At 65.5% G+C, this 26,301-nt stretch carries 15 protein-coding genes and 1 pseudogene; 8 read left to right on the plus strand and 8 right to left on the minus strand.

Translation table 11 applies throughout. The features are described 5' to 3' along the window. The first annotated feature begins 90 nt into the window (after window positions 1-90). The 4 genes from ACCQ10_RS20470 (at window position 91) to ACCQ10_RS20485 (ending at window position 3,898) form a co-directional block, all read left to right on the plus strand. Window positions 91-927 carry a restriction endonuclease gene (locus ACCQ10_RS20470; RefSeq protein ID WP_184551208.1) on the plus strand — a complete coding sequence of 279 codons (837 nt, stop codon included), beginning with the start codon at window positions 91-93 and terminating at the stop codon, window positions 925-927. Window positions 928-1,071: 144 nt separating this feature from the next. Beyond that, entirely contained in the window at window positions 1,072-2,481 is a 1,410-nt protein-coding gene (locus ACCQ10_RS20475) for a DUF3696 domain-containing protein (protein ID WP_184551209.1), read from the plus strand. Window positions 2,482-2,484: 3 nt separating this feature from the next. Next, entirely contained in the window at window positions 2,485-3,384 is a 900-nt protein-coding gene (locus tag ACCQ10_RS20480) for a hypothetical protein (RefSeq protein ID WP_184551210.1), read from the plus strand. Window positions 3,385-3,565: 181 nt separating this feature from the next. After that, on the plus strand, window positions 3,566-3,898 hold the full coding sequence (locus ACCQ10_RS20485) for a hypothetical protein (protein ID WP_104646524.1): 333 nt from the start codon (window positions 3,566-3,568) through the stop codon (window positions 3,896-3,898). Window positions 3,899-4,520: 622 nt separating this feature from the next. Here the strand turns inward: ACCQ10_RS20485 and ACCQ10_RS20490 are convergent. Further along, window positions 4,521-5,342 (minus strand): AraC family transcriptional regulator, encoded by an 822-nt coding sequence (locus ACCQ10_RS20490; protein WP_372363185.1) that lies wholly within the window; start codon window positions 5,340-5,342, stop codon window positions 4,521-4,523. A gap of 218 nt (window positions 5,343-5,560) precedes the next feature. Between ACCQ10_RS20490 and ACCQ10_RS20495 the strand changes: the two genes are divergently transcribed. Beyond that, window positions 5,561-6,304, plus strand: a complete 744-nt coding sequence (locus ACCQ10_RS20495; protein ID WP_372361752.1) for an SDR family NAD(P)-dependent oxidoreductase — start codon at window positions 5,561-5,563, stop codon at window positions 6,302-6,304. A 116-nt stretch (window positions 6,305-6,420) separates the two neighbouring features. Here ACCQ10_RS20495 and ACCQ10_RS20500 read toward each other — a convergent pair whose 3' ends face one another. The 7 genes and pseudogenes from ACCQ10_RS20500 to ACCQ10_RS20530 form a co-directional block, all read right to left on the minus strand. Beyond that, a complete protein-coding gene (locus ACCQ10_RS20500; protein ID WP_372361753.1) occupies window positions 6,421-6,711 on the minus strand; it encodes a HigA family addiction module antitoxin in 291 nt (96 codons plus the stop codon). Between the two features lie 17 nt (window positions 6,712-6,728). Next, window positions 6,729-7,010: pseudogene (locus tag ACCQ10_RS20505) on the minus strand (type II toxin-antitoxin system RelE/ParE family toxin). A gap of 38 nt (window positions 7,011-7,048) precedes the next feature. Further along, on the minus strand, window positions 7,049-8,119 hold the full coding sequence (locus ACCQ10_RS20510) for a virulence RhuM family protein (RefSeq protein WP_372361754.1): 1,071 nt from the start codon (window positions 8,117-8,119) through the stop codon (window positions 7,049-7,051). A gap of 138 nt (window positions 8,120-8,257) precedes the next feature. Further along, on the minus strand, window positions 8,258-10,759 hold the full coding sequence (gene recD / locus ACCQ10_RS20515; protein ID WP_372361755.1) for an exodeoxyribonuclease V subunit alpha: 2,502 nt from the start codon (window positions 10,757-10,759) through the stop codon (window positions 8,258-8,260). 178 nt (window positions 10,760-10,937) lie between these two features. Further along, complete coding sequence (locus ACCQ10_RS20520; RefSeq protein WP_372361756.1) at window positions 10,938-15,116, minus strand: UvrD-helicase domain-containing protein; 4,179 nt, start codon at window positions 15,114-15,116, stop codon at window positions 10,938-10,940. Then, a complete protein-coding gene (gene recC, locus ACCQ10_RS20525; protein ID WP_372361757.1) occupies window positions 15,113-18,520 on the minus strand; it encodes an exodeoxyribonuclease V subunit gamma in 3,408 nt (1,135 codons plus the stop codon). Before recC ends, ACCQ10_RS20520 begins: the two co-directional genes overlap by 4 nt. A 461-nt stretch (window positions 18,521-18,981) precedes the next feature. Then, on the minus strand, window positions 18,982-24,267 hold the full coding sequence (locus tag ACCQ10_RS20530) for a putative Ig domain-containing protein (protein ID WP_506191978.1): 5,286 nt from the start codon (window positions 24,265-24,267) through the stop codon (window positions 18,982-18,984). Between the two features lie 293 nt (window positions 24,268-24,560). Here ACCQ10_RS20530 and ACCQ10_RS20535 point away from each other — a divergent pair, with 293 nt between their 5' ends. The 3 genes from ACCQ10_RS20535 to ACCQ10_RS20545 all read left to right on the plus strand — a co-directional run bounded on the left by ACCQ10_RS20535 (window position 24,561) and on the right by ACCQ10_RS20545 (window position 26,300). Next, window positions 24,561-25,112: a phage tail protein gene (locus ACCQ10_RS20535; protein WP_228890576.1), complete on the plus strand. Its 552-nt coding sequence runs from the start codon at window positions 24,561-24,563 to the stop codon at window positions 25,110-25,112. A 66-nt stretch (window positions 25,113-25,178) separates the two neighbouring features. Continuing rightward, window positions 25,179-25,706, plus strand: a complete 528-nt coding sequence (locus tag ACCQ10_RS20540) for a phage tail protein (RefSeq protein ID WP_228890578.1) — start codon at window positions 25,179-25,181, stop codon at window positions 25,704-25,706. A gap of 57 nt (window positions 25,707-25,763) precedes the next feature. Continuing rightward, entirely contained in the window at window positions 25,764-26,300 is a 537-nt protein-coding gene (locus ACCQ10_RS20545) for a phage tail protein (RefSeq protein WP_228890580.1), read from the plus strand. Window position 26,301 lies beyond the last annotated feature (1 nt).

Here is a 26,301-nt window from a genome sequence, read left to right on the forward strand (position 1 = left end):
AGTTAATGGGAGATAGATCGCAACGCCGGTTGGTTTGCTGACAAACCTTGTTCCAGCGGTTATGTTCGAACCTGGAACGGGGGTTCTTGCATGGGACGCAGAAAGAAGCAGAGCGGGTTCGAAGCGCTAGCCGCATTGCCGTGGCCGGTTGGCTTCGTGATGGGAATCGCTGCATATCTGGTGGTGCGCTACGGCATCGGCTGGTGGTTCTCTCACCAGAGCGGAATGCTGTCGCAGGGCTTCGCCCAGCAATCGAGTGGAATGTTCGCGCCATTGGCGTGGACGCTGCTCGGCGTCTGCTGGCTTGCTGCGCTGTTCTCCTATCTGCGCACACGCAGCCGGCGACGCTTTCTGGAAACACGCATAAGCCTGGAGAGCCTGGCAGCCGGCGGCTGGCGCCAGTTCGAACGACTGGTGGGCGAAGCCTTCCGCCGCCAAGGCTACAGCGTCGAAGAAACCGGCCTGGGCGGCGCAGACGGCGGCATCGACCTGATCCTGCGCAAGAACGGCCGCCGCACGCTGGTGCAATGCAAGCAATGGAAGCGCCAGCAAGTCGGCGTCAGCGTCGTGCGCGAGATGTACGGCCTGCTCGCCCATCACCAAGCCCACGCAGTAAAGATCGCCTGTATCGGTACCTACACGAAAGATGCGGAGCGATTTGCCGAAGGCAAGCCGATTGAGTTGATTGGCGGCGAGCAGTTACTGGAAATGATAGGAGCGGTGCAACAACAAGCCACAGCGCAGCCGACGGCGACATCCGTACGCATCGAGCCTGTCTTTGCTTCACCTGATTCCACTGCCTCCGCGACCGTTGCCATCCCAAGCTGCCCGCGCTGCGGCAGCGCGCTTGTGCAGAGAACAAATCGGCGCAGCGGCGAGAACTTCTTGGGCTGCATCCAGTTCCCTAGGTGTAGAGGAACCACATAAATGAGCCTGAACCGCTTTATTTTTTGAGCTGGGCAAGCTGATGACAGCGGGCCGTAAGTAACTTCGTCCCTGTTGCTTGCAGAAATCCAAGTACCGCCGATCAAAATTTAAATCCATAAAATCTATTGTTTCAAAGGAAAAATCATGGGAATAAAGCAGATAAGTCTTAAAAATTTTAAAAAGTTTAAGTCAGTTACGATACCTCTTGATAGCGCAATAACGGTAATTCTTGGAGAGAATAGCTCGGGTAAATCCTCTATTCTTAAGGCACTGCTCGGACTAAAACAAACAATATCATCAGCAAATGAACATGAATGCTGGGCAGCCCACGGAGACTATGTTGATTTAGGTGTTTTTCAAGATTATATCCATAAGAAAGATACATCCAAGTCATTTACTGTATCAATAACCCTATCCAATCAATCTCTCAAACATAGTATGGTTACAAGACGATTGATGTTAGGGCTCGAATCGCTGACTTTAGATTTTACTTATGACTATGATCAAATCACAAGCCAAAGCAGATTTTTGACGATTCTGGCAACCTATGGCAACAAAAATGAAGGGAATTATTGGGAACTAACTCGCCAAAAAACTCGAAAAACTTATGTGATTAAGTTTTCTGAGTCTCTCTTAGCCATATTCAACGACAGATTGTTTCCCTTAACGCAGCAAAAGCTTACGTCAGCTGAAAAGATCGTAGTTTCTCACGGAGAAAAATTCACATTTCAGAGGAGCTCTCTGAGCAGAAAGATTTCTCATGTTTTTGCGCTACGTGTAATCAACGAAACGATCGAAAGTGCCACCTCATATTTTGAGAAGAATTTATTCTATCTCGCTCCCCTGCGGTCAAGTCCATCACGCAGCTATATAAGAAGCTCGCATAACCTTGCCGTTGGAGTAAAGGGTGAACACACCCCGAGCGTTCTAGCAAATCTCGAGAAGAGAACTCAGAAGGTCACACGAGGAGAAAGTAAGTTTAGCCGAGACTTAGCTTTTTTTAGTCTTGGACTTGAACAAGTTTTCCCGGGACATTATGCATCCACTAAAACTTTCGATGAGTTAGTGAAAGTAAAAATTGGCAGCAGGCGAACTAGTGATTACGTCAGTCAAGATAAATCCGACAGCATTACAGATGTTGGATTCGGCTTTTCTCAGGTTTTCCCAATCATTGTTCAAAGCGCAGTGCTGCCGAAAGACGCAACTCTTGTTATCGAACAGCCGGAACTCCACCTTCACCCAATGGCTCAGACGAGGCTTGCAGGCGTTATAGCAAGAGCTAGCTTCGAAGGTCGTCGCTTTATAATCGAAACTCACAGCGAGCATTTTGTGAGAGGGCTGCAAATTGCAGTTTCCGAAAATCGAAGCAATCAGAAGAAAGGAATTTCGAAGGATGATGTGAAATTTATTTATCTACGGAATTCAGTGAGTTCGCCGTTTGAATCTCTTATTTTAAATGAATATGGAGAATTTAAATCTGATTGGCCAGAGGGTTTCTTTGATGAGTCCTATCGAAGCATGAGAAAACTTTTGGCTAATAGGACAAGGAGTTAACCCATGCTCATGTCTGTCCACTCTGAGGCTTTATACGAACTCTTAATTAAAAATCCCGTTACAAGCTTTAACAGCCCATTTGCAAACTCAATGCTTACGGTCTCGGAGAAAATACTTGATGAGTACGACTCAAAATTTACCGACCCTACCGAAAAGAATATCTACCAAGCATTTATCACAGCAATGCACTCAAGATTGAAATATACATCCGCGAGCACTCCCTTACCCGGGCTTTGCATCAATGGAGACTATGTCCATGCTGGGCGAGTTGGTGGCCGATACTTAGTGCTTTCACAAAATCAACAATTAAGCACACTCAGCCTCGCCTCTCTTGATAGCTATGCAGTTCGCTCGGGGGCTTTTCCCAACGTTTTTGAAAAAACCGCACAGCCAGGGTTTTCACCCTTCGAGATTCATAAACTCAAACACAACACCAAGAATCCGCCATCCTCAATTTCTAGATTTTTCTCTGCGGAAGAGAGAGTCACTATTTACGACAAGCACATTAATACCGACTCACTATCGTTAATCAACTATCTAATTAAGCACTGCAGCCATTCTTGTAGCGTGAACATTATTACCAGTGCTAGAGCAAGTTCTATGTCTCTTAGTGAGATTGTGCAAGGCACAAACTTGAATGGCAACCAGACATTGAGGGTTTGCATAGCAGCGCAGAGTTCGATTTCTCGCATTCATGATAGACATATTTTTGTCGGCGAAAATACAGAATTACATTTTCCTCGTGGATTGGACTGTTATGGAAAATCGCCTTCATGGACCAATAAGAGCGCCGTGGTTCATATCCATGAGGCATCGAAGGGACAGGTTGTGAGCATTGAAATACAAAGCTCCTCCAGTGGCTCTCGCAGCCCGATTAGGGTTAGGTCTTGTGTAATCGGATGAAGTAACTTAAGGAATTTCGCTGAAGCCGATGTTTTACACAGACTCGAAATTTGGGTAATGGGTCAAGTGACTTCTTCTAAGCTCGTCAGCGCTTGTGTTTGAAAGCCTGGGCGAGACACCTTGACCTCCCATACATCCCCCGCCCGTCATCCTCGCTGCAGACTCAACTGGAGAACACACGATGATGAAGTGGATGGGCACCGCGCTGGCCGCGGCATTGCTGGTGAGCGGTTGCGCCAAGGAGGAGGGCGAGAAGTTCGTCGGCCACTGGGTCAACGTGCAGACGCAGGAAGAGACGATGGACATCGAGCGCAATGGCGAGACCTTCATGGTCCGCAGCACCACGCCGAAGTTCTTCAGCCGCAAGCCCAAGACCGAGAGCTACCCGGGTGTCTACAAGGACGGGGCGCTGCAGGTCACCAATGATGGCGAGACGGTGAACTTCGCCATCGACACGGCCAACGGCCACCTCAACACCGGTGGCGAGCAGTACCAGCGCGTGCCGGCCAAGTAAGCCCGCCGCTGTCGCCAGCGCCCGCGTGCGGACCTTGCCGGCCGCACGCGGGCGTTTGCGTTTGTGGCCCAGCCGGCAACGCCGCGGGGGTGCCGGCGCACACTGCGTCGCGTAGACGCCGGGCCGGACACACCGCCCGTCGCCCGGCCTTGCGCTGCCGCTGCCATTCCACCCCGCGCAAGCCGTACAGTGCGCAGGCACGCCAGGGTCATGGCGCTGCCCGACCGATCAATCCAGCAACTACGAGGGTGTCATGAGCAAGGGGATGGACCAGAAGAAGAGCCAGAAGAAAGAGCCGACCAAGACGCTGAAGGAAAAGCGCGCGGCCAAGCAGGAAAAGAAGGGCAAGTAAGCCGCCCGGCCTGCCAGACGGCAGACGAGGTCAGGCGGATGCCTGGCCTCGCGTTTTTTGGATCACACCAGGCGCTGAGCGCGCGTTCCGCCATGCGCCACGACCCGCTTGACCAACGGTCTGAGCGACCAACGGCCCCAGCGCCGCAAGGCATTGGCAGCTTTGTGGGGCAAGGCGATCAAGCCGGGGACAGGTGCCGCCACGTAGAGCGCATGGTTGGGCTCGAACGCCGCCTGGCTCCCGCTCCGGCGAAGGCTCAGTTGTGACGCGTCACACCGCCACCCCACGCAACGCTTCGAAGATGCGCGCCGCATCCTGGGACGGCGGCAGGCCGAAGGTGCGTGCGTATTCGCGGCTGAACTGGGTTGCGCTTTCATAGCCCACGTCCATGGCGGCGGTGGTGACGCTCTTGCCATGCGCGGTGAGCAAGTGGCGCGCCTGCAGCAGCCGTAGTTGCTTCTGGTATTGCAGCGGGCTGAGCGTGGTGGCGGCCTTGAAGTTGCGATGGAATGCCGACTCACTCATGGCGGCCTGGCCGGCAAGCGTGGCGATGCGCAGGGGTTGGGCGTAATTGGCGCGGATCCAGTGGATTGCCTTGCGCAACCGTGCCAGGGTGGAATCCGGCGTGGCCACGGCCCGCAACACGCCGCCCTGTGGGCCCTGCAATGCGCGGTACAGAATCTCGCGCTCGTAGGCCGGCGCCAGTGCCGGGATGTCGGCGGGGCATTGCATGAGGCCCAGCAGGCGCACCCAGGCATCCAGCATTTCGCCGGTCATGCTGGCGACCGAAAACGATAACGCGTCGGCACCTGCCGCAGGAATGGCCGCCTGCGTCGCGGGCAGATCGTGCAGCAGGGCGGCGATGCTTTGCGGGTCCAGCGTGAGGCTCACCGCAAGATAGGGCGCCCCATCGTCCGCGGCATGCACCTTGCCGATGGCTGGAAGGTCGACGGTCATGACGAAGTAGCTGGCCGGGTCGTACTGCAGGGTGCGGTCGCCCACCGTCATCGACTTACCGCCTTGCAGGATCAGGTTGATCATCGGCTCATAGACTGCCGACAGCGCGTGCTCCGGCACCTCGCCCTGCACCATAGCCACACGCGGGATGCCGGTCTCGGTGCGGCGGTTTTGGGCATGCCGGGTGAGCCGCTTGAGCTCGACAAGTGCTGATTTCATGACCCATGAAACTACGCGGCGATGCACCCGGCAAGCGCAAAAGCAGGATCAGGCAGGCCGGCGCCAGCTTCGGGCAGGCGCCTAGGCACAGCGCTGCCTAACCTGGGAACACCTTCAGACACGAGCGCAACGCCATGAATATTGCAGTCATCACCGGCGGTAGCCGCGGCATCGGTGCCGCCGCCGCCCTGGCCAGTGCCCGCCGCGGCATGGGCGTCATCCTGACCTATCACCAGAACCCGCTTGCAGCCGAAGCAGTGGTTGCGCGCATTGCGGCCGATAGCGGCAAGGCGGTCGCGCTGCCGCTGGATGTGAGTCAAACGCGCAACTTTGCCGGCTTCGCGTCGGCCGTGCAGGAGACGCTGCACACGGTCTGGCAACAGGACACCCTGGCCGGGCTGGTGAACAACGCCGGCTACGGCACCTTCAACCTGATCGAAAGCGTCGATGAAGCGCAGTTCGACAGGCTGTTCAACGTGCATCTCAAAGGGCCCTTCTTCCTCACCCAGGCGTTGTTGCCGCTGTTGGGCCGCGGTGCCTCCATCGTCAACCTCACCAGCGCCACCACGCGCGTGGCGTTCGCCGGCGTTGCGCCGTATGCCGCGTTCAAGGGCGGGCTGGAGGTGCTCAGCCGCTACATGGCCAAGGAGTTCGGCGAGCGCGGCATCCGCGTCAATGCGGTCTCGCCGGGCGCCATCCGCACCGAACTCGGCGGCGGGCTGACGCCGGACTTCGAAGCGATGCTGGCCGCGCAAACGGCGCTAGGCCGCGTCGGAGAGCCCGAAGACGTGGCCGATGTCATCGCGATGCTGCTCTCCGATGAGGCGCGCTGGATCAATGCCCAGTCGATCGAGGTGGCGGGTGGGTATTACGTTTAAGCGTTTGTTGAATCGAGGTGCTTCGTTGCCGGCAGTGGGTATGACATTGGGGCTTGCTCAAGGTTGCGAAGCAGAACGCATTGCGCGGTAGGCGCGCGCGCTCGTTGTTACACGGATCAAGCCGCCAGCCGCTTGATCCGTGACGGCAGATCGCCCAGCGCGCGATGCGCTTGTTCCAGCTCGTCATCGGCTTGCAGGCCCAGCCAGAAGCGCTCGGTTGTGCCCAGTGCTGCGGCCAGGCGCACGGCGGTGTCGGCGGTGATACCGCGCTTGCCCAGCACGATCTCGTTGATGCGGCGCGGCGGCACGCCGGTGGCGCGCGCCAGTGCGTTCTGGCTGATGCCCATCGGCTCGAGGAACTCTTCAAGCAGGATTTCCCCGGGGTGGATGTTGGGTAGGACTGTCATGGACAGATGCCTTGTGCTCAGTGGTGATCGACAATTTCGACCTCGGCGACATCGCCCTCCCTCCATCGGAAGCAGATGCGCTATTGGCCGTTGATCCGGATACCGTACTGCCCGCGTCGCTCGCCCTTCAATGCTTCCAACCGGTTGGCAGGCGGAATGCGCAGATCATCGAGGTGCGCGGCAGCGTTGAGCATGCGCAACTTGTGGCGCGCGACCGACTGGATGTCGGCCGGCAAACGGCGGCAGCGCTCACCCAGCCAGATCTTTTCGGCTTCCTTGTCGACAAAGCTCCTGATCATGCGCGGCCACAACGGAACCCGTCATATGACGCAAGACGTCATGGTAAATCCGTCTCGCGCGGGTCGTCATCGATGGCGTCAAGACGGTCTTCGGAGTCAAGCTGCTTCAAGACGCGATCGAAATCACTCAGAAAATGCTGGTCCTGCACGATGCGGTACTTTTCGAACTCGCTTTCCGCATGTGCTTTGGCGATCTCGGCAGTGACGCGCCCTGCGTCCTGCAACACCTGCCGGTCGGTCGCTTCGATGAAACGATTCAGACGTGTTTCCCAATCCTGCATGGTCATCGGAATCTGCCGAAGCGCCATGTCCTCGGCCAGATCCAGATAGGCTGAAACAAGACGTTGCAGCTGCGCCATCTCGCCGGTGGTCAGGTAGTTCTTGGCGACCGTCACATCGAACTTCTGGATTTTGCCGCGTGGCGCGTCGGCCCAGGTGGTCAGGCCCATGTGCTGCTTGCCGGCATCGGCGCGGTGGTAAACGACTTCCGCTGCGGTGTGCCCATGGATGGCCCAGTGCAGCTTGTTCTGCACCGTGGCGAAGAAACGTTGGGTGGCCTGCGCCGTTATGTCGTAATCAAGGGCGGTGGCATAGATGTCGGTGATCTTCTGGTAGAACTTGCGCTCGGAGAGACGGATCTCACGGATACGTTGCAGCTGCTCTTCGAAGTAGCGTTTGCCCAGCACCGTACCGTCGTTCTGCAGGCGCTCATCGTCCATCGCGAAGCCCTTGATCGTGAAGGACTCGATGATGGTGGTGGCCCATTTGCGGAACTGCACCGCGCGCTCGGAATTGACCTTGTAGCCCACGGCAATGATGGCCGCGAGGTTGTAGTGCTTGGTGTCGTAGCTTTTGCCGTCTGCGGCAGTTATTCGAAAATTTCGAATAACTGCATCTGGCTGCAATTCGTTGTCAGCGAACACCTTTTTCAGGTGGTAGTTGATGGTGTGGGTTTCGACATCGTAGAGCTGCGCCAACATCTTCTGCGTCAGCCAGACGTTCTCGTCGGCGTATGCCGCCTGCACCCCGCCCTCGCCTGCTGCGGCCAGGAAGGTTAGGTATTCGGCCGCCGACGAACGGACGAGTGAGATTTCATGCTTCTTCGGCATTGATGCCTCCCATGCTGGCGATACCGCAACACCAGGCATTCTTCGCCAACGATGCTAGCCGGGTACACGTAGTGACGGCGATAGGCGAACATTCCGTTTTGTCGTCAGCGGTTCTGCCATTACGCCGGCTCGCATCCATCAGAACAACGACCCCTGCACGGGTAAAGCAGTAGATGGTTCTGTTGCTTGCGTGGCGGGTGCCGGCTGCTGCTGTGCACCTAACCGCCACGCCAGGCCCGAGATGCGCGCGGCGTGCCTTGTCAGCGCGGCGCGGATGACCGCTTCGCTGCCGGACAGGTGCAGGGCGCGGCGGGCGCGGGTGATGCCGGTGTAGAGCAGTTCGCGGCTGAGCACGCGGGCGTCGCGGGTGGGCAGTTGCAGCCAGACGTCATCGAATTCGCTGCCTTGCGCCTTGTGCACGGTCATGGCGAAGGCGCTTTCGTGCGCGGGCAGTGCGGCGGGGTGGAAGCCGCGCACCTGGCCGTTGCCGTCGCCTTCGAACCAGGCGACCAACGGGCCTTGGGCACGGTTGTCTGTGGCGGGGGCGTGGCGGTTGGCGGGGGCGCCGGGCTGGCCTGGTCCTGATGACGCGCCTTCGTCACTGCGCTCCGAAAAGGGAGTCGCGTCGCTGCGCAGGCAGATGCCGACGTCGCCGTTGAACAGGCCGTGGCGGTAGCTGTTTTCGGTGATCAGCAGCAGGCGGCCCTGGAACCAGGGCGAGGCAGCGCCGAGGCGGCGGGCGCCGGAGCCGGTGTCTGCAAGCAGTTGTTCGATACGGGCGTTGAGGCCGCGCGCGCCTTGCGGGCCGGCGCGCACGGCGGTGAGCAGGCGCAGGCGGCCGGCCGCGCGCAATGCGGCGGCGGGGTCTTGGGCGTCGGCCAGCGCGCGCCAGTGGGCGAGCAGTGCGTCGCGGCCGTCGCTGAGCGGGTCTTCGCCGTCTTCGTGGAAGTGCACGCCGGCCAGCTCGCCACTGCGCAGCAGGGCCAGGGCGGTGTCGGCGTTGCCGGCGCGGATGGCGTCGGCCAGGGGGGCAAGTGCGAAGTCGTCGGCCTGGCGGTAGCCGCGTAACAGGTGCACGCGGTGGCCGGCCAGGCCGCCGCTGGAGGTGGCGGCGGGCGTGGTGTCGCCGGGCGCGCTGCCGAGCAGCGGTTGCAGTGCCTGGGCGTCCTCGGGCTGCAGGGCATCGCCGGGGCCGGCGGCCTGCAGGATGGCGGCGAGCACGTCGCCGGCTTCCACCGAGGGCAGCTGGTCGGCGTCGCCGAGCAGGATCAGCTGGGTGCCGTCGGCGACGGCTTCGACCAGCTTGCACATCAGTGGGAGGTCGACCATGGAGGCTTCGTCGACCACGATCAGGTCGAATGGCAGCGGGTTGTCGGCGTTATGGCGGAAGTGCGGCGAATCCGGGATGACGCCGAGCAGGCGGTGCAGGGTGCTGGCGCCGGTGGGGAGGAGGGAGTTCCACGGGGACGATTGGCCCTCACCCGCCCTTCGGGCACCCTCTCCCGCAGGCGGGAGAGGGGAAAGGTTGGCTGGCTCTGTCGCTTGGCGGGGAGGGGTAACAGCGGGGTTGGCTGGCTCCGTTGCTTGACGAAGCGGGGGAGCGGCGGGGTTGGCTGGCTCTGTCGCTTGAACGAGAGGGGAAGCGGCGGGGTTCGGTAGCTGCTGCGCTTGCCCGGGCGGGGCTGCACCGGGAGTGGCTGCGAGGTGGATGCCGTCGGCGATGACGCGGGCGACGGCCAGGCGCAGGCTTTCGGCCATGCGCTCGGCGGCGCGGCCGGTGGGCGCGGCCAGGGCGATGCGCGGCGGCGGGTGGCCGGCGGTGTGGGCCTGGGCGATGCGCAACAGCAACAGCCGGGCAATGGTGGTGGTCTTGCCGGTGCCGGGGCCGCCGGTGACCAGCAGCAGGCTGCGGCGCAGGGCCAGGGCGGCGGCCTGGGCCTGGCGGTCTGGGGAATGGAATGGCTGGGACTGGCCTGTGCCGTCGATGGACGACGCGGGTGAGGCCTTGGCCGTGGGGGATGGCTCGGATAGCGCCTTGTCCGTGAGGGATGGGGCGGGTGAGGCCTTGCCCGTTAAGGATGGCTCGGATAGGGCCTGGCCCATGGAGGATGGCGCGGGCAGGCCCGTACCCTCACCCGCCCTTCGGGCACCCTCTCCCGGGGGGAGAGGGGAGGCCTGGGGGAATAGTTGGGCGAACAGCGGGGCCAGGGTGGCGGGGTCGAAGGCCGGCATGGGTTGGGCGGCGATGCGTTGCAGGCCCAACGCCAGGCGGCGTTCGTACTCGCGGTAGCGGCGCAGGTAGAGCAGGCCGTGTTCGAGGACCAGCGGGCAGTCGGCGGCGGCGGGGTCTGCGGGGGCCGGTTGGTCGACCCAGCGCGAGGCGGCCAGGGTGCGTTGCCAGTCGGCGGGGTCCGGAAGCGCCGGCAGTGGGCCGTCGCGCTGGTCCAGCAGCATGCCGGCGCGGGCCGGGTCCAGCCCGGCGTGGCCGCTGGTGACGGCCAGCGAGGCGAGCGCGGCACCGGCCAGGACCTGCGGGTCGGTGTCCGGGGCCAGGCGTTGCAGGCTTTGAGCGAAAGCCAGGTCCAGGGTGCGCAGGACTTCGGCTTTGATCAGCGCGCTGAACAGGGTTGGCTGGTTCATGGGGTGATGGCTCCCATGGCGGACGTGCCTTTCTCTGGGTGCGCTTGTCTTGCCTGGACCTGCGCGGCGTGGCGTTGGCATGGCCAGGCGGCCGCGGCATAGGGGGCGTGTGGTGTCTGCTCGCCCCGATGGGGGAGCGATTTGCGCACGGCGCTGATTGCCAGTGGGGTTTGTTGGGTCATGGGTCGGGCGCTTCTGTGGCGGACGTACCCTCACCCCAACCCCTCTCCCCTTGAAGGGGACCGAGGTCCCGGGGGGAGAGGGGCTTTGAGCCATCGGGGACCAGTTGCGTTGGTGCGCTGCTGGACATCGGCTCCGGGGCGTTGCCGGCGAACAAGACGTCCAGGGCTTCCACCAGGGCGGGGTCGAAGCGCCAGGCGTGGATGCCGGGGGCGGGATCGCTGGCAGGTGCGCTGTCAGCGGTTGCAGCGCCGGAGCGCAGGGCAAGGCCGGATACGGCGACGTCCTGGTCGGTGCCGGATCTGGCAGGGTCCTGGGCGGTGCCGGGCCTGGCGGACTCCTGGGTTGTTCCGGTTGTTCCGGTTGTTCCGGTTGTTCCGGTTGTTTCGGGTGTCGCGTGGCGGTCGGGTTCGGGTGCCAGGTCATCAGGCAGGGGCTCGCGCACGCGGCCGGCGCTGGAGGCAGGCACGCCATCGCCCCCGGCGTTGCGCCCGGCATCCAGGCCGCGGCAGAACAGATAGCGCACGCCGCCGAAGTCGCGGGCGTAGTCGTAGCCACCGCCCTCGGCGGCGTCGCCCAGGCGGAAGCGCAGCCAGCGGTGCAGCGCCACGGTGTAGATCAGCGCCTGCAGCTCGTACTCGCTGTGCGCCATGGCGCGGGCCAGGGCGTCGGCGTCGTAGCTGGGCAGGCGGTTGGATTTGTAGTCCAGCACGTACCAGCGGCCGTCCACGGTGTAGGTGAGGTCGATCAGGCCGGTCATCAGGCCTTCCAGGCGCTGGCGCAGGCCGAAGGCCTGGCGGTCGCCGACCACGCCAAACCGGTGCAGCAAGGCCAGCAGCGCATCCACGCGGGTGGGCCGCATGGCGAAGTGGAATTCCATCTCGTTGCGACGCTGCGGCGCGGGTACGTCGGCAAGGCGGGTGCCTTCGGGCAGCGCGACGGTGAGGGTGTGGCCGATCAGCGCGGTGAGCATGCTCAGGCCGTCGTCGAGTTCGTCCTGGGCGTAGCCGCCGCGCTGCAAGGCCTCGACGATGGGCGCAGCCTGGCCATCGGGGGCGGGTTGGCCGGGCCGCCAGCGCTGCCAGGCAGCGAAGTCGCAGCGCTCGAACACGTCGTGCATCACCACGCCGAAGCGGTTGCCGGCGAACCGTGGATCGAAGGGTTCGGCCTCGGTGGCCACCGCGATTGCTTCGCTGCCGGACGGCTCGTCGCTGCCGCCGCTGCCCACCACGGTGGCGCTGGCCATCGGGTCGGTGGCGGCGCCGGCATCGGCATTGGCCAGCTGGGTGAAGCTGTAGACCCACCATTCCGGGGCGATATGCCGCTGCGGGATGCGCGCAGGCGGCACCTGCGCCTCCGGCGGTGGCGGCAGGCGTGGTAGGTTGGTGGGCGGCGTGCTGGTGTCGACCACCACCGCGCCCTCGCCTGCCGCGCCCTGCAAGGCATCGAGTGTGCGCAGCATGCCGGCCAACGCAGTGCGTTCGTGCTGATGGAACGGGCCGCTGGCGATCCACAGTGCGTGCTCGGCGCGGGTCAGGCCGACGTAGAGCAGGCGCGCGTCTTCGGCGCGTTGTTCCTGTTTCCAGGCGGTTTCGGCGGCGCTCCAGGTCGGGTCTTCTTTATCTGTCTTCCAATGCAGCTGGCGACCGAGGTCCGGCGCATGCACCACGCAGTGGCGGCCGGCGCCCTTGTCGCTGCGACCGATGCCGATGTACGGCAGGAACACCAGCGGATATTCCAGGCCCTTGCTCTTGTGCAGGGTGACGATCTGCACGCGGCGCGCGTCCGACTCCAGCCGCAGCTGCTGGGCTTCGTCGTTGTCGTCGGCGTTGGCGATGCGGCGCGACAGCCAGTCCACCAGGCCATGCGGGCCGAGCGCGCGGGCGTCGGCTTCCTGCAGCAGTTCGGCCAGTTGCAGATAGTTGGTGAGGCGGCGTTCGCCATCGACCAGGGCGAGCAGGCGTTGCCCATGCGCGGCGCCCAGTTCGCCGATCAAGGCCAGCGGGCCGCCGCGTTGCCAACGCTCGCGCCAGTCCAGTGCGTGCTGCTGCCAGCGGCGGTGACGCTCGCCGTCGTGTGCGAGCGCAGCGATGGCGGCGGCGTCTTCGCCGATCAACACGGTGGCCAGGGCGGCGCGCAGGCGGCTGTCGTCGCCGGGGTCGAGCAAGGCCTGCAGCAGGGCGAGCAATTCCAGCGCTTCGTCGGTGGCGAACAGGCTTTGCTTGCCGGCGGCCACGGCGGGGATGCCCACCGCGCCCAGCGCCTGCTGGATACGGGTGGCCTCGCCGTGGCTGCGCACCAGCACGGCGATGTCGCCGGCCTGCACGGGGCGGCCGTTGATGGTGGCACTGCCGTCGCGGCCACCGGCCAGCCAGCTGCGGATCGCTGCGACGCAGGCGGCGGTGGCCAGTTCGCGGGCGCGGCCGGCGCTCCAGGGTTTGGGCTTGCCCTTCATCGCCGGCGGTGGCTCGGGCGCACGCCACAGCGTGAGTGCCGGCGCGGTGACGCCCTTGCATTGCAGGTCCGTGTCCAGCCGTTTGGTGCCGGCCTGCACCGGGTGGAAGGCGATGCCGTCGGTGAGGAAGGCGTCGGTGTAGCCGGCCTGCGCGTACAGCGCATCGATGGCGGCCAGCACGCCGGGGCGCGAGCGGAAATTGTGGCTCAGCGGTGGCGCCAGTTCGGCAGTGACTGCCGCGGCCAGATAGGTGCGCACGTCGCCGCCGCGAAAGCCGTAGATGGCCTGCTTGGGGTCGCCGATCAGGAACAGCGCCGGCGCCAGGCCGGCGGCGCGGGCAAGCGGGCCCTGGCCGAACACAGTGGAGAAGATCGCCCACTGGCGGTCATCGGTGTCCTGGAATTCGTCCACCAGCGCGATGGCGTATTGCGCGCGCAGGCGATGCACCAAGGCATCGGCCTGCGGGCCTTGCAGCGCATGCGCCACGCCATCGACCAGGTCGTCGTAGGTCTGCACGCGGCGCTGGCGCTTGAGCAGTGCCAGCCGTGCGATGGCGTCGTCGCGCAGCGCGTGCAGCAGGCGGATGCGGCGGCGGGTGCGCCATTGTTCGACGTTTGCGAGCGCGGTGAGATAGCCATCGATCTCGTGGCTCATCGGCGAGGCCGGCGTGCGGTCGACGAACTTCTTGTTGGTGCCGGCCGCCAGCTCCGCAGCGGTGAGCTTGGGCAACTTCGGATGCGGCGCGCTGTCGTGCGAGGGCGCCGCGGCGAAGCTCTGGAACCAGTGCCACAACGCTGCCAACCACTCGGGCTTGTAGCTGACCTTGCTCAGGATGCCGCCATCGATGGCGGCCATGATGGCTTCGAAAAACGCCGTGCCATGCGCCTGGAACGCGGCCGCCAATGCATGGCTGGCGTCGTGCACGGCCTGCAGCAATGCCGCGGCATCGTCGGTGGCGTCATCGGAGCGTGCGGGCAGGATGGCCGGGTGCCGCACCAAGGCGCGCAGATCGGTGGCCAGGGCGGGCGGGCCGCCCGACCACAAGGCGATCAGGTCTTCGGCCATCACCGCATCGGCGGCGCGTTGCCGCCATAGGTCGGCAGCGACTTCGCCCAGCAATTCGCGGTCGTTGGCGAGCAGTTGCGGTGCGGCGAAGGTCTGGCCGCTTTCCAGCGCATGTTCGCGCAGCACGCGCGCGCAGAAGCCGTGGATGGTGAACACGGCGGCCAGGTCGATTTCTTCGACGGCCTGTTGCAGGCGGCGGCGCAGGGCGGCAGGGGTTTCGGTGCCGGTGGCCAGGTGCGCTTCGAGAATGGCGCGGGTGAGCAGGGCGTCGGGCGCTTCGTGTAGGAGCGGCCTTGGCCGCGACCGGTCGTTGGCGAGATCGGTCGCGGCCGAGGCCGCTCCTACAGCATCGGGCGTCGGTACGATGGCCGGTTCGGTCGCGCCCGGGTGCGCTCCTACGATGGTGGAAGAGGCATCGGGCACCAGCGTTGCAGCCAGCACCAGGCGTTCGCGGATGCGGCGGCGCAGTTCCTGGGTGGCGGCTTCGGTGAAGGTCACCGCGAGGATCTGGCCGATGCGCAGGCCGCGCTCGACCACCAGCCGGGTGAACAGCGTGGCCAGGGTGAAGGTCTTGCCGGTGCCGGCGCTGGCCTCGATCAGGCGCACGCCGTGCAGCGGCAGATGCAGGTACGGGTCGATGACGGGAGCGCTGCTCATTCGGCGTCGTCCTGCGCGCCGTGCCAGTGGCGCCAGCTGTCGATCAGCCGCTCCGGGTCGAGCGTGGTGTTGGTGCTGCCGCGTTCGAGCAGGTCGTACACACGGTGGCTGGTGGTGGCGAACTCGGTAAAGCGCTGCGCATCTGCAAACGGGTCGCGGCCGCGGTTGACCAGGCGCAGTTCCGGGCTATGCGACTCGCTCCAGCCGAAGCTGGCCTGCCACTGCCCGGCGGCGTCCTTGATGGCCTTGTCCAGGTCGTCGCTGCGCGCGGCCTGGTGGTATTTCCAGCTACTGTACGGCGCGAACGGCAACGGCGCCTGCAGGCCGTGGCGATACAGCTGCAGCAGTTCGGCCAGGGCGCTGTGCGCCTGCGTCTGCGATAGCGGTTCTGGGTCGATGGGATGCGGGCCCAGGCCGTCGTCGTGTTCGAAGAAGCGCACATACGGCGCCTGCTCGCCGGCGGCGCGCAGCAGCAGCCATTCCAGGCCGTGGCGGATCGTGCTGCGGCCGCTGAGCGCGCCGACCTGTACCCGCCCAACGCCATCGGCGTACCAACCAGGCACGCGGCCATGCACTTCCGTCGCGCCGATCTGCACCTGCAGCCGGCGCGACTGCGCCGGCGCTTCGCCACGCCATTGCCGGAATGCCTGCGCATACGGACGCAGTTGCGCTACCCGCTCATCGAGCTGGCGGCGCCCCAGCGGGCCGGATGGCAGCAGCGCGCGCGCGCGTAGACGCTCGTACAGCCGCTCGGTGTCGCCGGCCAGCGCCGCGTCGAACACCTGCTGCTGCAGGCCGTAGTGGTCCAGCCCGCGGGTGGAGGCGAGCAGTGGTTCGAGGTCACTGTCTTCGCTGGCCGGATCAGGCAGCCGCATGCCCAGGCGGTGGCGCAGGAACTGCCCGGCCGGGTCGCCGAACAGGCGGCGCAGGTCGTCGATCGACACGTTGGCAGGCAGCGCAACGGTGTCGGCCGGCACTGCGCCGGCCACCCACGGCGCCAACGCCTGGCGCTGCCCGGTCAGGCTGTCCACGGCCGGGCGCCATTGCCGGCGATAACTGAAACGGCGTGGGTCGGCGTGCGCGTCGTCGCCCACCGCGCCGAACGCGGCGGCGGCGAACGGCTGCAACGGGTGATGCACCACCAGCGTGTTCAGCGCCGCTGGGTCGGCGTGGTACTGCGCCGCGCTGCCCAGCAACTCGCTCACCAGCACCGACGGCTCACGCACGCTGCCATCGCGCGCGTCGGCACCGAGATAGCTCAGGTAGAACACCTCCTGCGCAGAGGCGAACAACTGCAAAAACAAGAACCGGTCGTCCTCGCGGGTGGAGCGGTCACCGTGGCGGCGACGCTCGGTGCCCAACTCGGCGGTGAGCCGATTGAGCCCGGCGGCCGGGTCGCGGCGCGGGAAGTCGCCGTCGTTCATGCCGAGCAGGCAGATCACCCGGAACGGCAGCAGGCGCATCGGCACCATGCGGCCAAAACTGATGCCGCCGGTGAGCAGCGGCGCGCGCGTATCCGATTCGCCCAGCACTGCGGCGAAATGCGCACGCACCACGTCGGCCGGCACCTTGCCTGCGTAGTCGGCACGCACCGCATCGCGGGCGAACTGGTCGATCAAGCTGCGCAGGCGGTCCAGCGCGCGCTGTGCACGCGGTGCGGTGGGCGCTTTTGGCATCAGCGCCTCCAGCAGGCCAAGCAGACGCTCGCGCCACTCCACCGGCGTCATCGCTTCGGCCAGCACCGCTTGATGCCGTTCGAGCACGCGCAACAGCCGCAATAAAGTATCGAGCGCGGCCAATGCGCTTCCCTCCAGCTGCGGCCACGGCGCCACGCCATCGATGTCGTCGTCGGCACCGCTGGCATGCCCCAGCAGCAGCCGGTCCAGCGCGAAGCGCCAGGTGTAGGCGTCGTCGCTCGGGGCCTGCAGTTGACGCCGATGCGCCGCATCCAGGCCCCAGCGCGCGCCGGCCGCGTGCAGCCAGCCGCGCAGGCGTTCCAGCCCGGCTTCGTCCAGGCCGGCGGCTTCGGCAATTGGTGCGCTGGCCAGCAGGTCGAGAATTTCGTGCAGGCCGAAGCGTGCGATCGGCAAGCCGAGCAAGCTCAGAAAAACCTCGGCCAGCGGCTCGCTTGCCAGCGGGCTGGCATCGGCCAGCGCATACGGCAACGCGTCGTCGTTGCCGTGGCTGCCGAACACCGCGTCCAGATACGGCACGTACGGGTCGATATCCGGCGACAGCACCGCGATCTCGCGCGGCTGCAAGGGCGGGTCGAAGCGCGGGTCGTCGAGCAAGGCGCGCAGCTGGTCGTGCAGTACCTGCAACTCACGCAGCCGCGTGTGGCAGGCGTGCACCTGCAGGCTGGGGTCGTGCCGATTCACCGTCGGCAACGCGGCCGGTACGCGTGGCGCGCGGCGATGGAACAGGTCGCTCTGCATGCGCCGCAACAGGCTGTCGCCCAGTCCGCCATCGGCCAGCGCGCGGCGGCCGGACTCCAGCGGGTCGGCATAGGCGGCGATTTCGGCCAGCGGGTGCACCACCTCGTAATCGCCCACCAGCGCCATGAAGTCGCGCCCGGCCGCGCCCCAGGCCTGCAGCAGCGGGTTTTCCTGCACCTGTTCGGCGAACAGCTGCACCGCACCGTCTTCGCGGCGGCGTTGCCACAGGGTCTGCAAATCGCCCCAATAGCCTTGCGTGGGCGTGGGCAGATAGAAATGCAGCGTGCCCACGCGCGCCTGCGTGGCCAGCACGCGCAGCACGTCGGGCGAGATATTGAGGATGGCGAAGGCGAACAGCCGGCCCGGCAAGCCGTGTGGCAAAGGCCCGTCGGCGCGCGCGTAGCGGTCCAGATACTGGCCGATGCGACGCGCACGGTATTGCCGGCCCGATGCGATGCTGCGCCACAGCCGCGCCTGCGGATCGTCGGGGTCGGCGCCGCCTTCCCAACGCAACAACCAGTCGCGGCGCCAGGCCTGGTACTTCTCGAACACATTGCCCAATTCGCCAGCCAGCGCCCAGGGCTTGAGCGCATCGCCGTCGGACAGATAACCGGCCAGCGGTGCCAACGCCGCATCGCTGCCCAGGTCCGATTGCAGGGCCGCGTACAGCCGCCACTGCGTGGTGGCCATGTCCAGATCGTCGTCGGCCGGGCCGAGGTTGCACTCCAGCGCGCGCGCGACGAATTCACCGGGAGTCAGGAATTCCAGATTCGCCGCCACCCCGTGCTCGGCCGCCAGCGTGGATTGCAGCCAGCGCCGCATCGCCACCTGCGGGATCAGCACTACCTCCGGTTGCAGCAGCGGCTGCCCGGGTACCGGTCGTCGCAGCTCCTGGGCCAGCAAGGCAGCCAGGGTATCCAGCGCATTGGATGGATAAAGGCGGAAATCGGGCGCGGAGGTGACGTACATGCGTGCGCGCATTGTGCCGGATGCGCGCGTGATGCGCTGTCGGCGCTGGCCGCGATCTGCCCTGGCGCTGATGCATGTGCGCCGTGCGGTCGAACGCGCAGGCGCGCTGCCGGCGCGCGCTGCAATCCGATGCAGCCCCTCATTGCCAATGCCGTGCGGCGCAAGCATTCGACGCCGCATGCGGATCGCACCGAATCAGATGGATGTGCCGGCCGGCCGGCGCATCGACGCTGCCCGGCAGCGCCGCGTCGGCCAGCACCGGAGTCAGAGCGGTGCACATTCCCGCGCCGCGATCGCGCGGCAGCCGGCGTGCGACCTGCGTGATCGCAACCGCAGGTCGAACAGGGGCAGGCCATCAAGCGGCGGGCCAGCCGCATCCACCGGGCAAACGTCGCAAATGCGATGGGCCGGGGTCATCGCCCGGCCCATCGCATTGCTTGCTGAGCGGGCTTGTGCCGCGATCAGTATTTCTTTTCCAGATTGATCATCCAGGTCTGGTCGTTGTTGCTGTCGCCATCGGTGATGCCGCGGTACTCCAGACGCGTGGACAGGCCTTGCTCGGTCAGCAATGCCGCGCCGATACCGACCATCAACCGGTTGCGGTCGAACGCACTTTGCGCGGTGCGATAGAACGGGCCGCCGTTGAGATCGGCATAGCTCAGCGTGGCATCGCCACGGCCCTGGAAGTCGCGCTGATACTCCACGCGCAACTGCGGGGTCAGCCGGCCCCAGCGTACTTCGCGGCGCCACTCCAGGCGCAGGCCCAGGTTGCCGGTCGTGGTGGCCACATCCATGTCGGCATAGCGCAGCGCGAACGGCGCCACGCCGTCTTCCGCATAGCCATCCAGCGTGGCACGTGCCACATCCACCCGCGCATACGGGGTGATCTGCACGTCGCCGCGCTGCAGGTCGGCACCGGTGGACAGCGAGGCGATCCACTGCTTGCCGTCGCGGTTGCCCTCGGCCAGCGAACTGTCGTCGGTGACGAAGCGGCGCAGGTCGTAGGACAACATCTGGTAACCCACCAGGGTGTCGAAGAAGAACGCCTTGCCCGGGTGGAAGCTGGCATATAGCGCCATGGTGTACGCGGTGCCCTTGCTGCGGCTGCCGCGCGTGCCCACATCGCTGTCGTCGCGGCCCCAGCCCAGGCCCGCACCGATCGCCAGCGACTGCGCAACCCGGTAGTCGGCGCCGACGCTCAGGCCGTCGGTCTGGAAATCCACGCCGTTGCTGTTGGTCTGCCGGTTCAAGCTGCCCGAGCGGATCGCACCGCCGATCCACAGGCCCAGGTCGCCCTGGCCCTGCACACCTTCGCTGCTGCCCGCCGCCGCTGCCGCCGGCGCATCGCGGAAGTCGTTGTCGGCGTCCTGGGTGTCCGGGCTGCACGGCTGCGCAGTGATGCCGCGCTCGGCCTGGCGGCAATGCGAGGTGGGCTGGAAGCTCACCGCGTTGGTGAAGCTGCCACCACCACGGTGGGTGGCTTCCAGACGGCGCTGGAAGTTGTCGATCTGCGCACGGGCAAACCGCCGCGTGGACTCGGACTGCGCATCGATCAGGCCACGCACTTCCGCGTCCTGGCTCGGGTCGCGGCGCGGCGCGATGTTGAACACCACATTGGCCGGCACCGAGGTCGCGAAGGCGTTGGACAAGGTGAACTGCACCGTGGCCTGGCCGACGAACGCCGGGTTGGGGGTAAAGGTCAGCATGAAGCTCGGCGTTTCGGCCATTGCCGCCGCGGCCGGCGACGGGCCGCCGGAGGCGCGCGCCGCTGCGGCGGTGGCAGTGCCGCCCACCCGGGTGATGGTGGCAGTACCGGCCGAGGCCGGCAGCACCGCGACCACGGCCGCAGCCACAAACGGCCCGCCGGTGGCATTGCGGGTGATGTCCACCTGCTGTGCTTCGCCGGGCACCGCCTCCGCGGTCACCGACACCGCCACCGGCCGCGCGTTGACGGTGATGGTCAGCGTGGTCGCCGCCGAGGTGCCGCCACTGCCGCTCGCGGTATAGCTCACCACGTCGGTGCCGATGAATCCGGCGTTTGGCGTGTAGACCACATTCAAGCCATTGACCACGGCACTGCCGTTGGTCGGCGCAGTGATAATGGCAATCGCGGTGATCGTGCCGGTGTCGTTGCCGGTCACCGCCACCGTCACGGCGGTGCCGTCCATGGTCACGGCAGCGTCTGCCACCGCCACCGGCGCGGCGCTGCCCACGCTGACGCTGTAGGCCTGCGCCGCGCTGGCAGCACTGGCGTCGGTCACGGTGATGGTGAAGTTGCTGACGCCTTCGGCACTGGGCGTACCGGACAGCGTGCCGTCGGCAGCCAGCGTCAACCCGGCCGGCAAGGTGCCGCTGGTCACGCTGAAACGGTAAGGCGCCACGCCGCCGGACACGGTCAACGTCTGGCTGTATGCGGTGCCATTGACGGCCGGCGGCAGCGTGCCCTGCCCGATCACCAGCGTGGCCGCACCGATGCTCAGTGCATAGCTGCGCGAGGCCTGCGCAGCCGGGCTGGGCGTGCTGTCGGAGGCAGTGAGGGTGAAGTTGAAGGTGCCTGCCACGGTGGGTGTGCCGCTCAGCCCGCCGGTCGCCGCATCCAGCACCACGCCGGCCGGCAGCGCGCCGGCAGTCAGCGCATAGCTGTACGGGGCGGTGCCGCCGGTGGCCGGAGTGATCGCCGCGGTGTACGCCTGCCCCGCCGTGCCCGCAGGCAAGGTGGATGCAGGCAGCACCAGGGTCGGGCCGGCCACGGTCAGCGCATAGGCCTGCGTGCCGGTAAAGCTGTTGGCATCGGTCGCCTGCACGGTGAAGTTGAACGTGCCTTCCACTGTCGCCGTACCCGACAGCGTGCCGTTGCTGGCCAGGGTCAGGCCCGCCGGCAACACGCCGCCGGCAATCGCGTAGGTATACGGCGCGGTACCGCCACTGGCGCTCAATGCCTGGCTGTAGGCAGTGCCACGCGTGGCGCCGGGCACCGTGGTCGGTGCGACCACGATCTGCGGTGCCGCGATGGTCAACGCATAGCTGCGCGAAGCCTGCGCAGCCGGGCTGGGCGTGCTGTCGGACACGGTGAGTGTGAAGTTGAACGTGCCCGCCACGGTGGGTGTGCCGCTCAGTCCACCGGTGGCCGTGTCCAGCACCACACCGGCCGGCAGCGCGCCTGCGCTCAACGCATAACTGTAGGGCGCAGTACCGCCGGTGGCCGGAGTGATGGCCGCGGTGTACGCCTGCCCTGCCGTGCCGGCCGGCAAGGTGGATGCGGGCAGCACCAGATTCGGGCCGGCCACGGTCAGCGCATAGGCCTGCGTGCCGGTGAAGCTGTTGGCATCAGTCGCCTGCACGGTGAAGTTGAACGTGCCTTCCACCGTCGCCGTACCCGACAGCGTGCCGTTGCTGGCCAGGGTCAGGCCCGCCGGCAACACGCCGCCGACAATCGCGTAGGTATACGGCGCGGTACCGCCACTGGCGCTCAATGCCTGGCTGTAGGCAGTGCCACGCGTGGCGCCGGGCACCGTGGTCGGTGCGACCACGACTTGCGGGGCAGCGATGGTCAGGGTGTAGCCGCGTGTGGCTTGTGACGGGGTGCCGCTGGTGCTGTCGGTGGCCGTCACGCTGAAGGTGAAGGTGCCGACACTTGTCGTGGTACCGCTCAGCGCACCGGTGCTGGCGGCCAGTGTGATCCCCGCAGGCAGGACACCGGCACTCACCGTATAGGTGTACGGCGCAATGCCGCCGGTCGCCGGATTGATCGCGCCTGCATACGCCTGGCCCGCGGTACCTGCCGGTAGGGCGGTCGCCGGCAGGGTCACGGTCGGCGCGGCCACCGTCAATGCATAGGCACGGCTGCCGGAGGTCGGCGCACCGCTGTCGGTCGCGGTTGCCGTGAAGTTGAAGGTGCCACTGGCGGTGGGCGTTCCCGACAGCATGCCGCTACTGCTCAGTGTCAATCCGGCCGGCAGGGCGCCGGCGGTGATCGCGAAGCTGTACGGCGCGGTGCCGCCGCTGGCGCTCAGGTTCTGGCTGTAGGCGCTGCCTGCGGTGGCGGCCGGCAAGGCGGCCGGCCCGATCACCACCGCCGCGTCATCGTTGGTGATGGTCGCGGTGCCGGTGGCGCGGGCGATGGTCGCGTTGCTGGCACCGGACAGGGCGACGGAGAAGGTTTCGTTGGGCTCGACCGCGGTGTCGCCGTTGACCGTCACCGCCACGCCTTGCGCGGTGACGCCGGGCGCGAAGGTCAGCGTACCGGAGCGCGGGGCATAGTCGCTGCCCGCGTTGGCCGTGCCATCGGCGGTCGCGTAGTTGACCGTGACGGTCTGGCCACTGGCTGCGCTGAGGCTTACCGTGAAGGTGGCCGTGGTGGTGCCGCTGTTGCCCTCGATGACGCTGACGTCGTCGATCGACAACGCCGGTTGCGCATCGTCGTTGACGATCGTGCCCTGGCCCTGCGCGTCGGCCACCGCTGCGCCGGTGACGTTGCTGACGTTGACGAAGAAGGTCTCGGTCGGTTCGGCGAGCGTGTCGCCATTGATCAGTACGGTGAAGGTCGCGCTGCTGCTGCCGGCCGGGATGGTCTGCCCGGCCAGGCTGGCGGCGACGTAGTCCACGCCCGCGGTGGCGGTGCCATCGGCAGTGGCGATGTCGAAGCCGACTCCGCCGGCGCCGGCCGGCTGGCTCAGCGAGACGGTAAAGGTGGCGTTGGTGGTGCCTGAATTGCCCTCGTTCACCGACACGTCGTTGATGCTCAGCGACGGCTGGTCATCGTTGAGGATGGTGCCGGTGGCGTTGGAGGGCGAACCCACGGTGTAGCCGCTGCCGGCGGTCAGGGCCAGGATCACGGTTTCATCCGGCTCGATCGTACTGTCGGCGGTGGGATTGATCGTGATGGTGGCGCTGGTCTGCCCGGCCTGAATCACCACTGGGGAGCTGACCGCCGCGTAGTCGGTGCCCGAGGTCGCGGTACCTCCCACGCTGAAGCCGATCGACACCGCCGATAAGGTCGCCTGGCTCAGGGCGACGGTGTAGACCAGGTTGGCGGCGCCATCCTCTGCCACGCTGGCTGGGGACACCGCGATGCTCGCAGTCGGGAAATCATCGTTGGCGATGGTGGCGGTTGCGCTGGCCGGATTGCCGACCGAATACCCGCTACCGCTGGCAACGCTGAAGATCACCGTCTCGTCCGGCTCCACCGTGGTATCGGCGATCGGCGTGACGCTGAAGCTGGCCGAGGCGGTGTTGGCCGGCACCACGACGCTGGTGACCGCACCGCTGTAGTCGGTGCCGTTGGTGGCCGTGCCGCTGCGGGTCAGATTGACCGTGGTCGCCGAGGTATTGGTCTGGCTCAGCGTGACCGTGTAGACGAAGGAGGCGCCGCTGTCCTCATTACGACTGGCCGGGGTGACCGCGATACTGGCCGTCCGGGAGGGGTTGATGGTGATGTTGAAGACGACCTGGTTGTTGTCCTCGTCCAGCAAATAGAACGCGTCCGAGGTGGCGCCATCCCCGTTGTTGTTATAGGTCACCCGTTCGGTACCGGCACCATCGAGCTGGCCGGTGAGCACGTAATTGCCATGGCTCGGCTGCGCACCGTCGGCCATGCCAAAGTTGTTTGGGCCATCACAGGCACTAACGTCAAAGGTGACCGAGCCGCCGGAGTTGACGGTGGCGCTCTGCGGCGTCGGGCAATAGGCAGCCAGGGCAACATGAGAGGTTGCCAGCAGCAGCAGCGCCACCAGCCAGCGCAGGGCCAGGCGCACGCCGCCTGCGGCGGTGCAGTTCGTAGACATGGTGATATCCCCTTGAGCACGCCCCATGGGCGCCGGCAACGGTCCTGGTGCCTCAGCCCAGCGCACTCATGCCTGAAATGGCATATCTTTGCGCTGCGGCGCTATTTGAACAGGAACTGACTGTCAGTTAAAGAACAAAAAATTAATACTTCATTCCAGTTCTGCTGCTGCGTGGCTTGCCGCACGCGGGCTGGGGAGATATCTGTAAGAACGCCCCCGACATATGGTCGGCGGGTCACCTACGCTGGGAGATCTGGATGAGCGAGTTCTTCATTGGTCAGGTCATGCTGACCGGTTTTGCTTTCGCCCCGAAGTATTTCGCGCAATGCAATGGACAGCTGCTTCCGATCAACCAGAACCAGGCATTGTTCAGCCTGCTCAGCAACCGCTACGGCGGCGACGGCACGACCAACTTTGCCCTGCCGGACCTGCGTGGGCGCACGCCGATGGGCTATGGGCCGTCGGCCGATCCGAACTGGCAGCCACCGGCGGTGCCGGTCGGCCAGGCGGCCGGGGCCGAGACGGTGACGCTGGTGGCCGGCAACCTGCCTGCACATGTGCATCTGATGGAATGCAGCAGCGCCAGCGGTGACAATCGCGTGCCAACCGGCCGCCTGTTCGCCAATAACGTTGCCACCCCGCCACCAGCGACGCCGCGCGCACTGTATGCCGCGCCCGGTGCGGTGGTGCCGCTGTCTCAATCCACCATCGGCAACAGCGGCGGCAACCAGGCCCATCCGAATCTGCAGCCGTACACAGCGATCAATTTCTGTATCGCGCTGTCCGGCATCTTCCCCTCGCGCAGCTAAGGCGCTGTTGCATCCACGCGTGGCGCGCAGCAGGCGCGTAGCGCCTCATCGACCAGGACGGACCTCATGGGCACTCCCTTCATCGGCGAAATCCGCATGTTCGGTTTCGGCCGCACTCCCCAGGGCTGGCAGGCATGCGACGGCTCGCTGCTGCAGATCGCCGAGTACGAGCCGCTGTATGTGCTGCTGGGCACCGCCTACGGTGGCAACGGCACCAGCACCTTCGCGGTGCCGGATCTGCGCGGCCGTCTGCCGGTCCACCAAGGCCAGGGCCCCGGGCTCAGCAACTACGTGCTTGCGCAGCGGGCCGGTACCGAGACGGTGACGTTGACCGAGCTGCAGATGCCTACGCACAGCCATACCGCGCAGGCCACCACGGTGGCGGCGACCGGCACCGCCCCGGCCGGTCTGCTGCCGGCCACGGTCAACGGAAGCGTGTTCTATGCCAGTGACGCCACCGGCGCCACCACGGTCGCGATGTCCGGGCAGGGCACCTCGCTCGCCGGTGGCAACCAGCCACACGACAACCTCATGCCCACCCTGACGGTGCAGTACTGCATCGCCACTACCGGCATCTTCCCGCAGCAAGCCTGATCCCATGCGCCGCGCCCACGCGACGGCATGCACCCGCTCCAGCGAAGGAATCCGCTCATGACCGAACCCTATCTCGGTGAAATCCAGTTGTTCGGCTTCGACTACAACCCGTATGGCTGGGCCTTGTGCAATGGCGCCACCCTGCCGATCACGCAGAACAGCGCGCTGTACTCGTTGCTCGGCGTCGCGTACGGCGGCAATGGCAGCAGCACCTTCCAGTTGCCCAACTTCAGCGCGCGCGCCGGCTGCGGGCAGGGGCCCGGACCGGGCCTGACCCCGCACACGCTGGGCAACACCTTCGGCTCTGCCGGCGTCAGCCTGCAAAGCATGCAGATGCCGATGCACCAGCACGGCGTCAACGCGCTCTCGCAGCCCGACCCGGCAAAGAAGACCGGCACGCCTGCCAGCGGCGTCGCCCTGTCGTCGCTCAACAGCACCAGCGAGCGGCCGTTCCTGGCAGTGGCGCCCGACAAGCAGTTCTCCCCGACCATGCTGTTGCCGGCCGGCAACGGCACGGCACACGAGAACAGGCAGCCCTACCTGGCGCTGAATTTCTGCATTGCGTTGTCCGGCGACTACCCGACCTTCAGTTGAG

Source organism: Xanthomonas sp. NCPPB 1325 (assembly GCF_041477645.2).
Lineage (GTDB): Bacteria > Pseudomonadota > Gammaproteobacteria > Xanthomonadales > Xanthomonadaceae > Xanthomonas > Xanthomonas cannabis.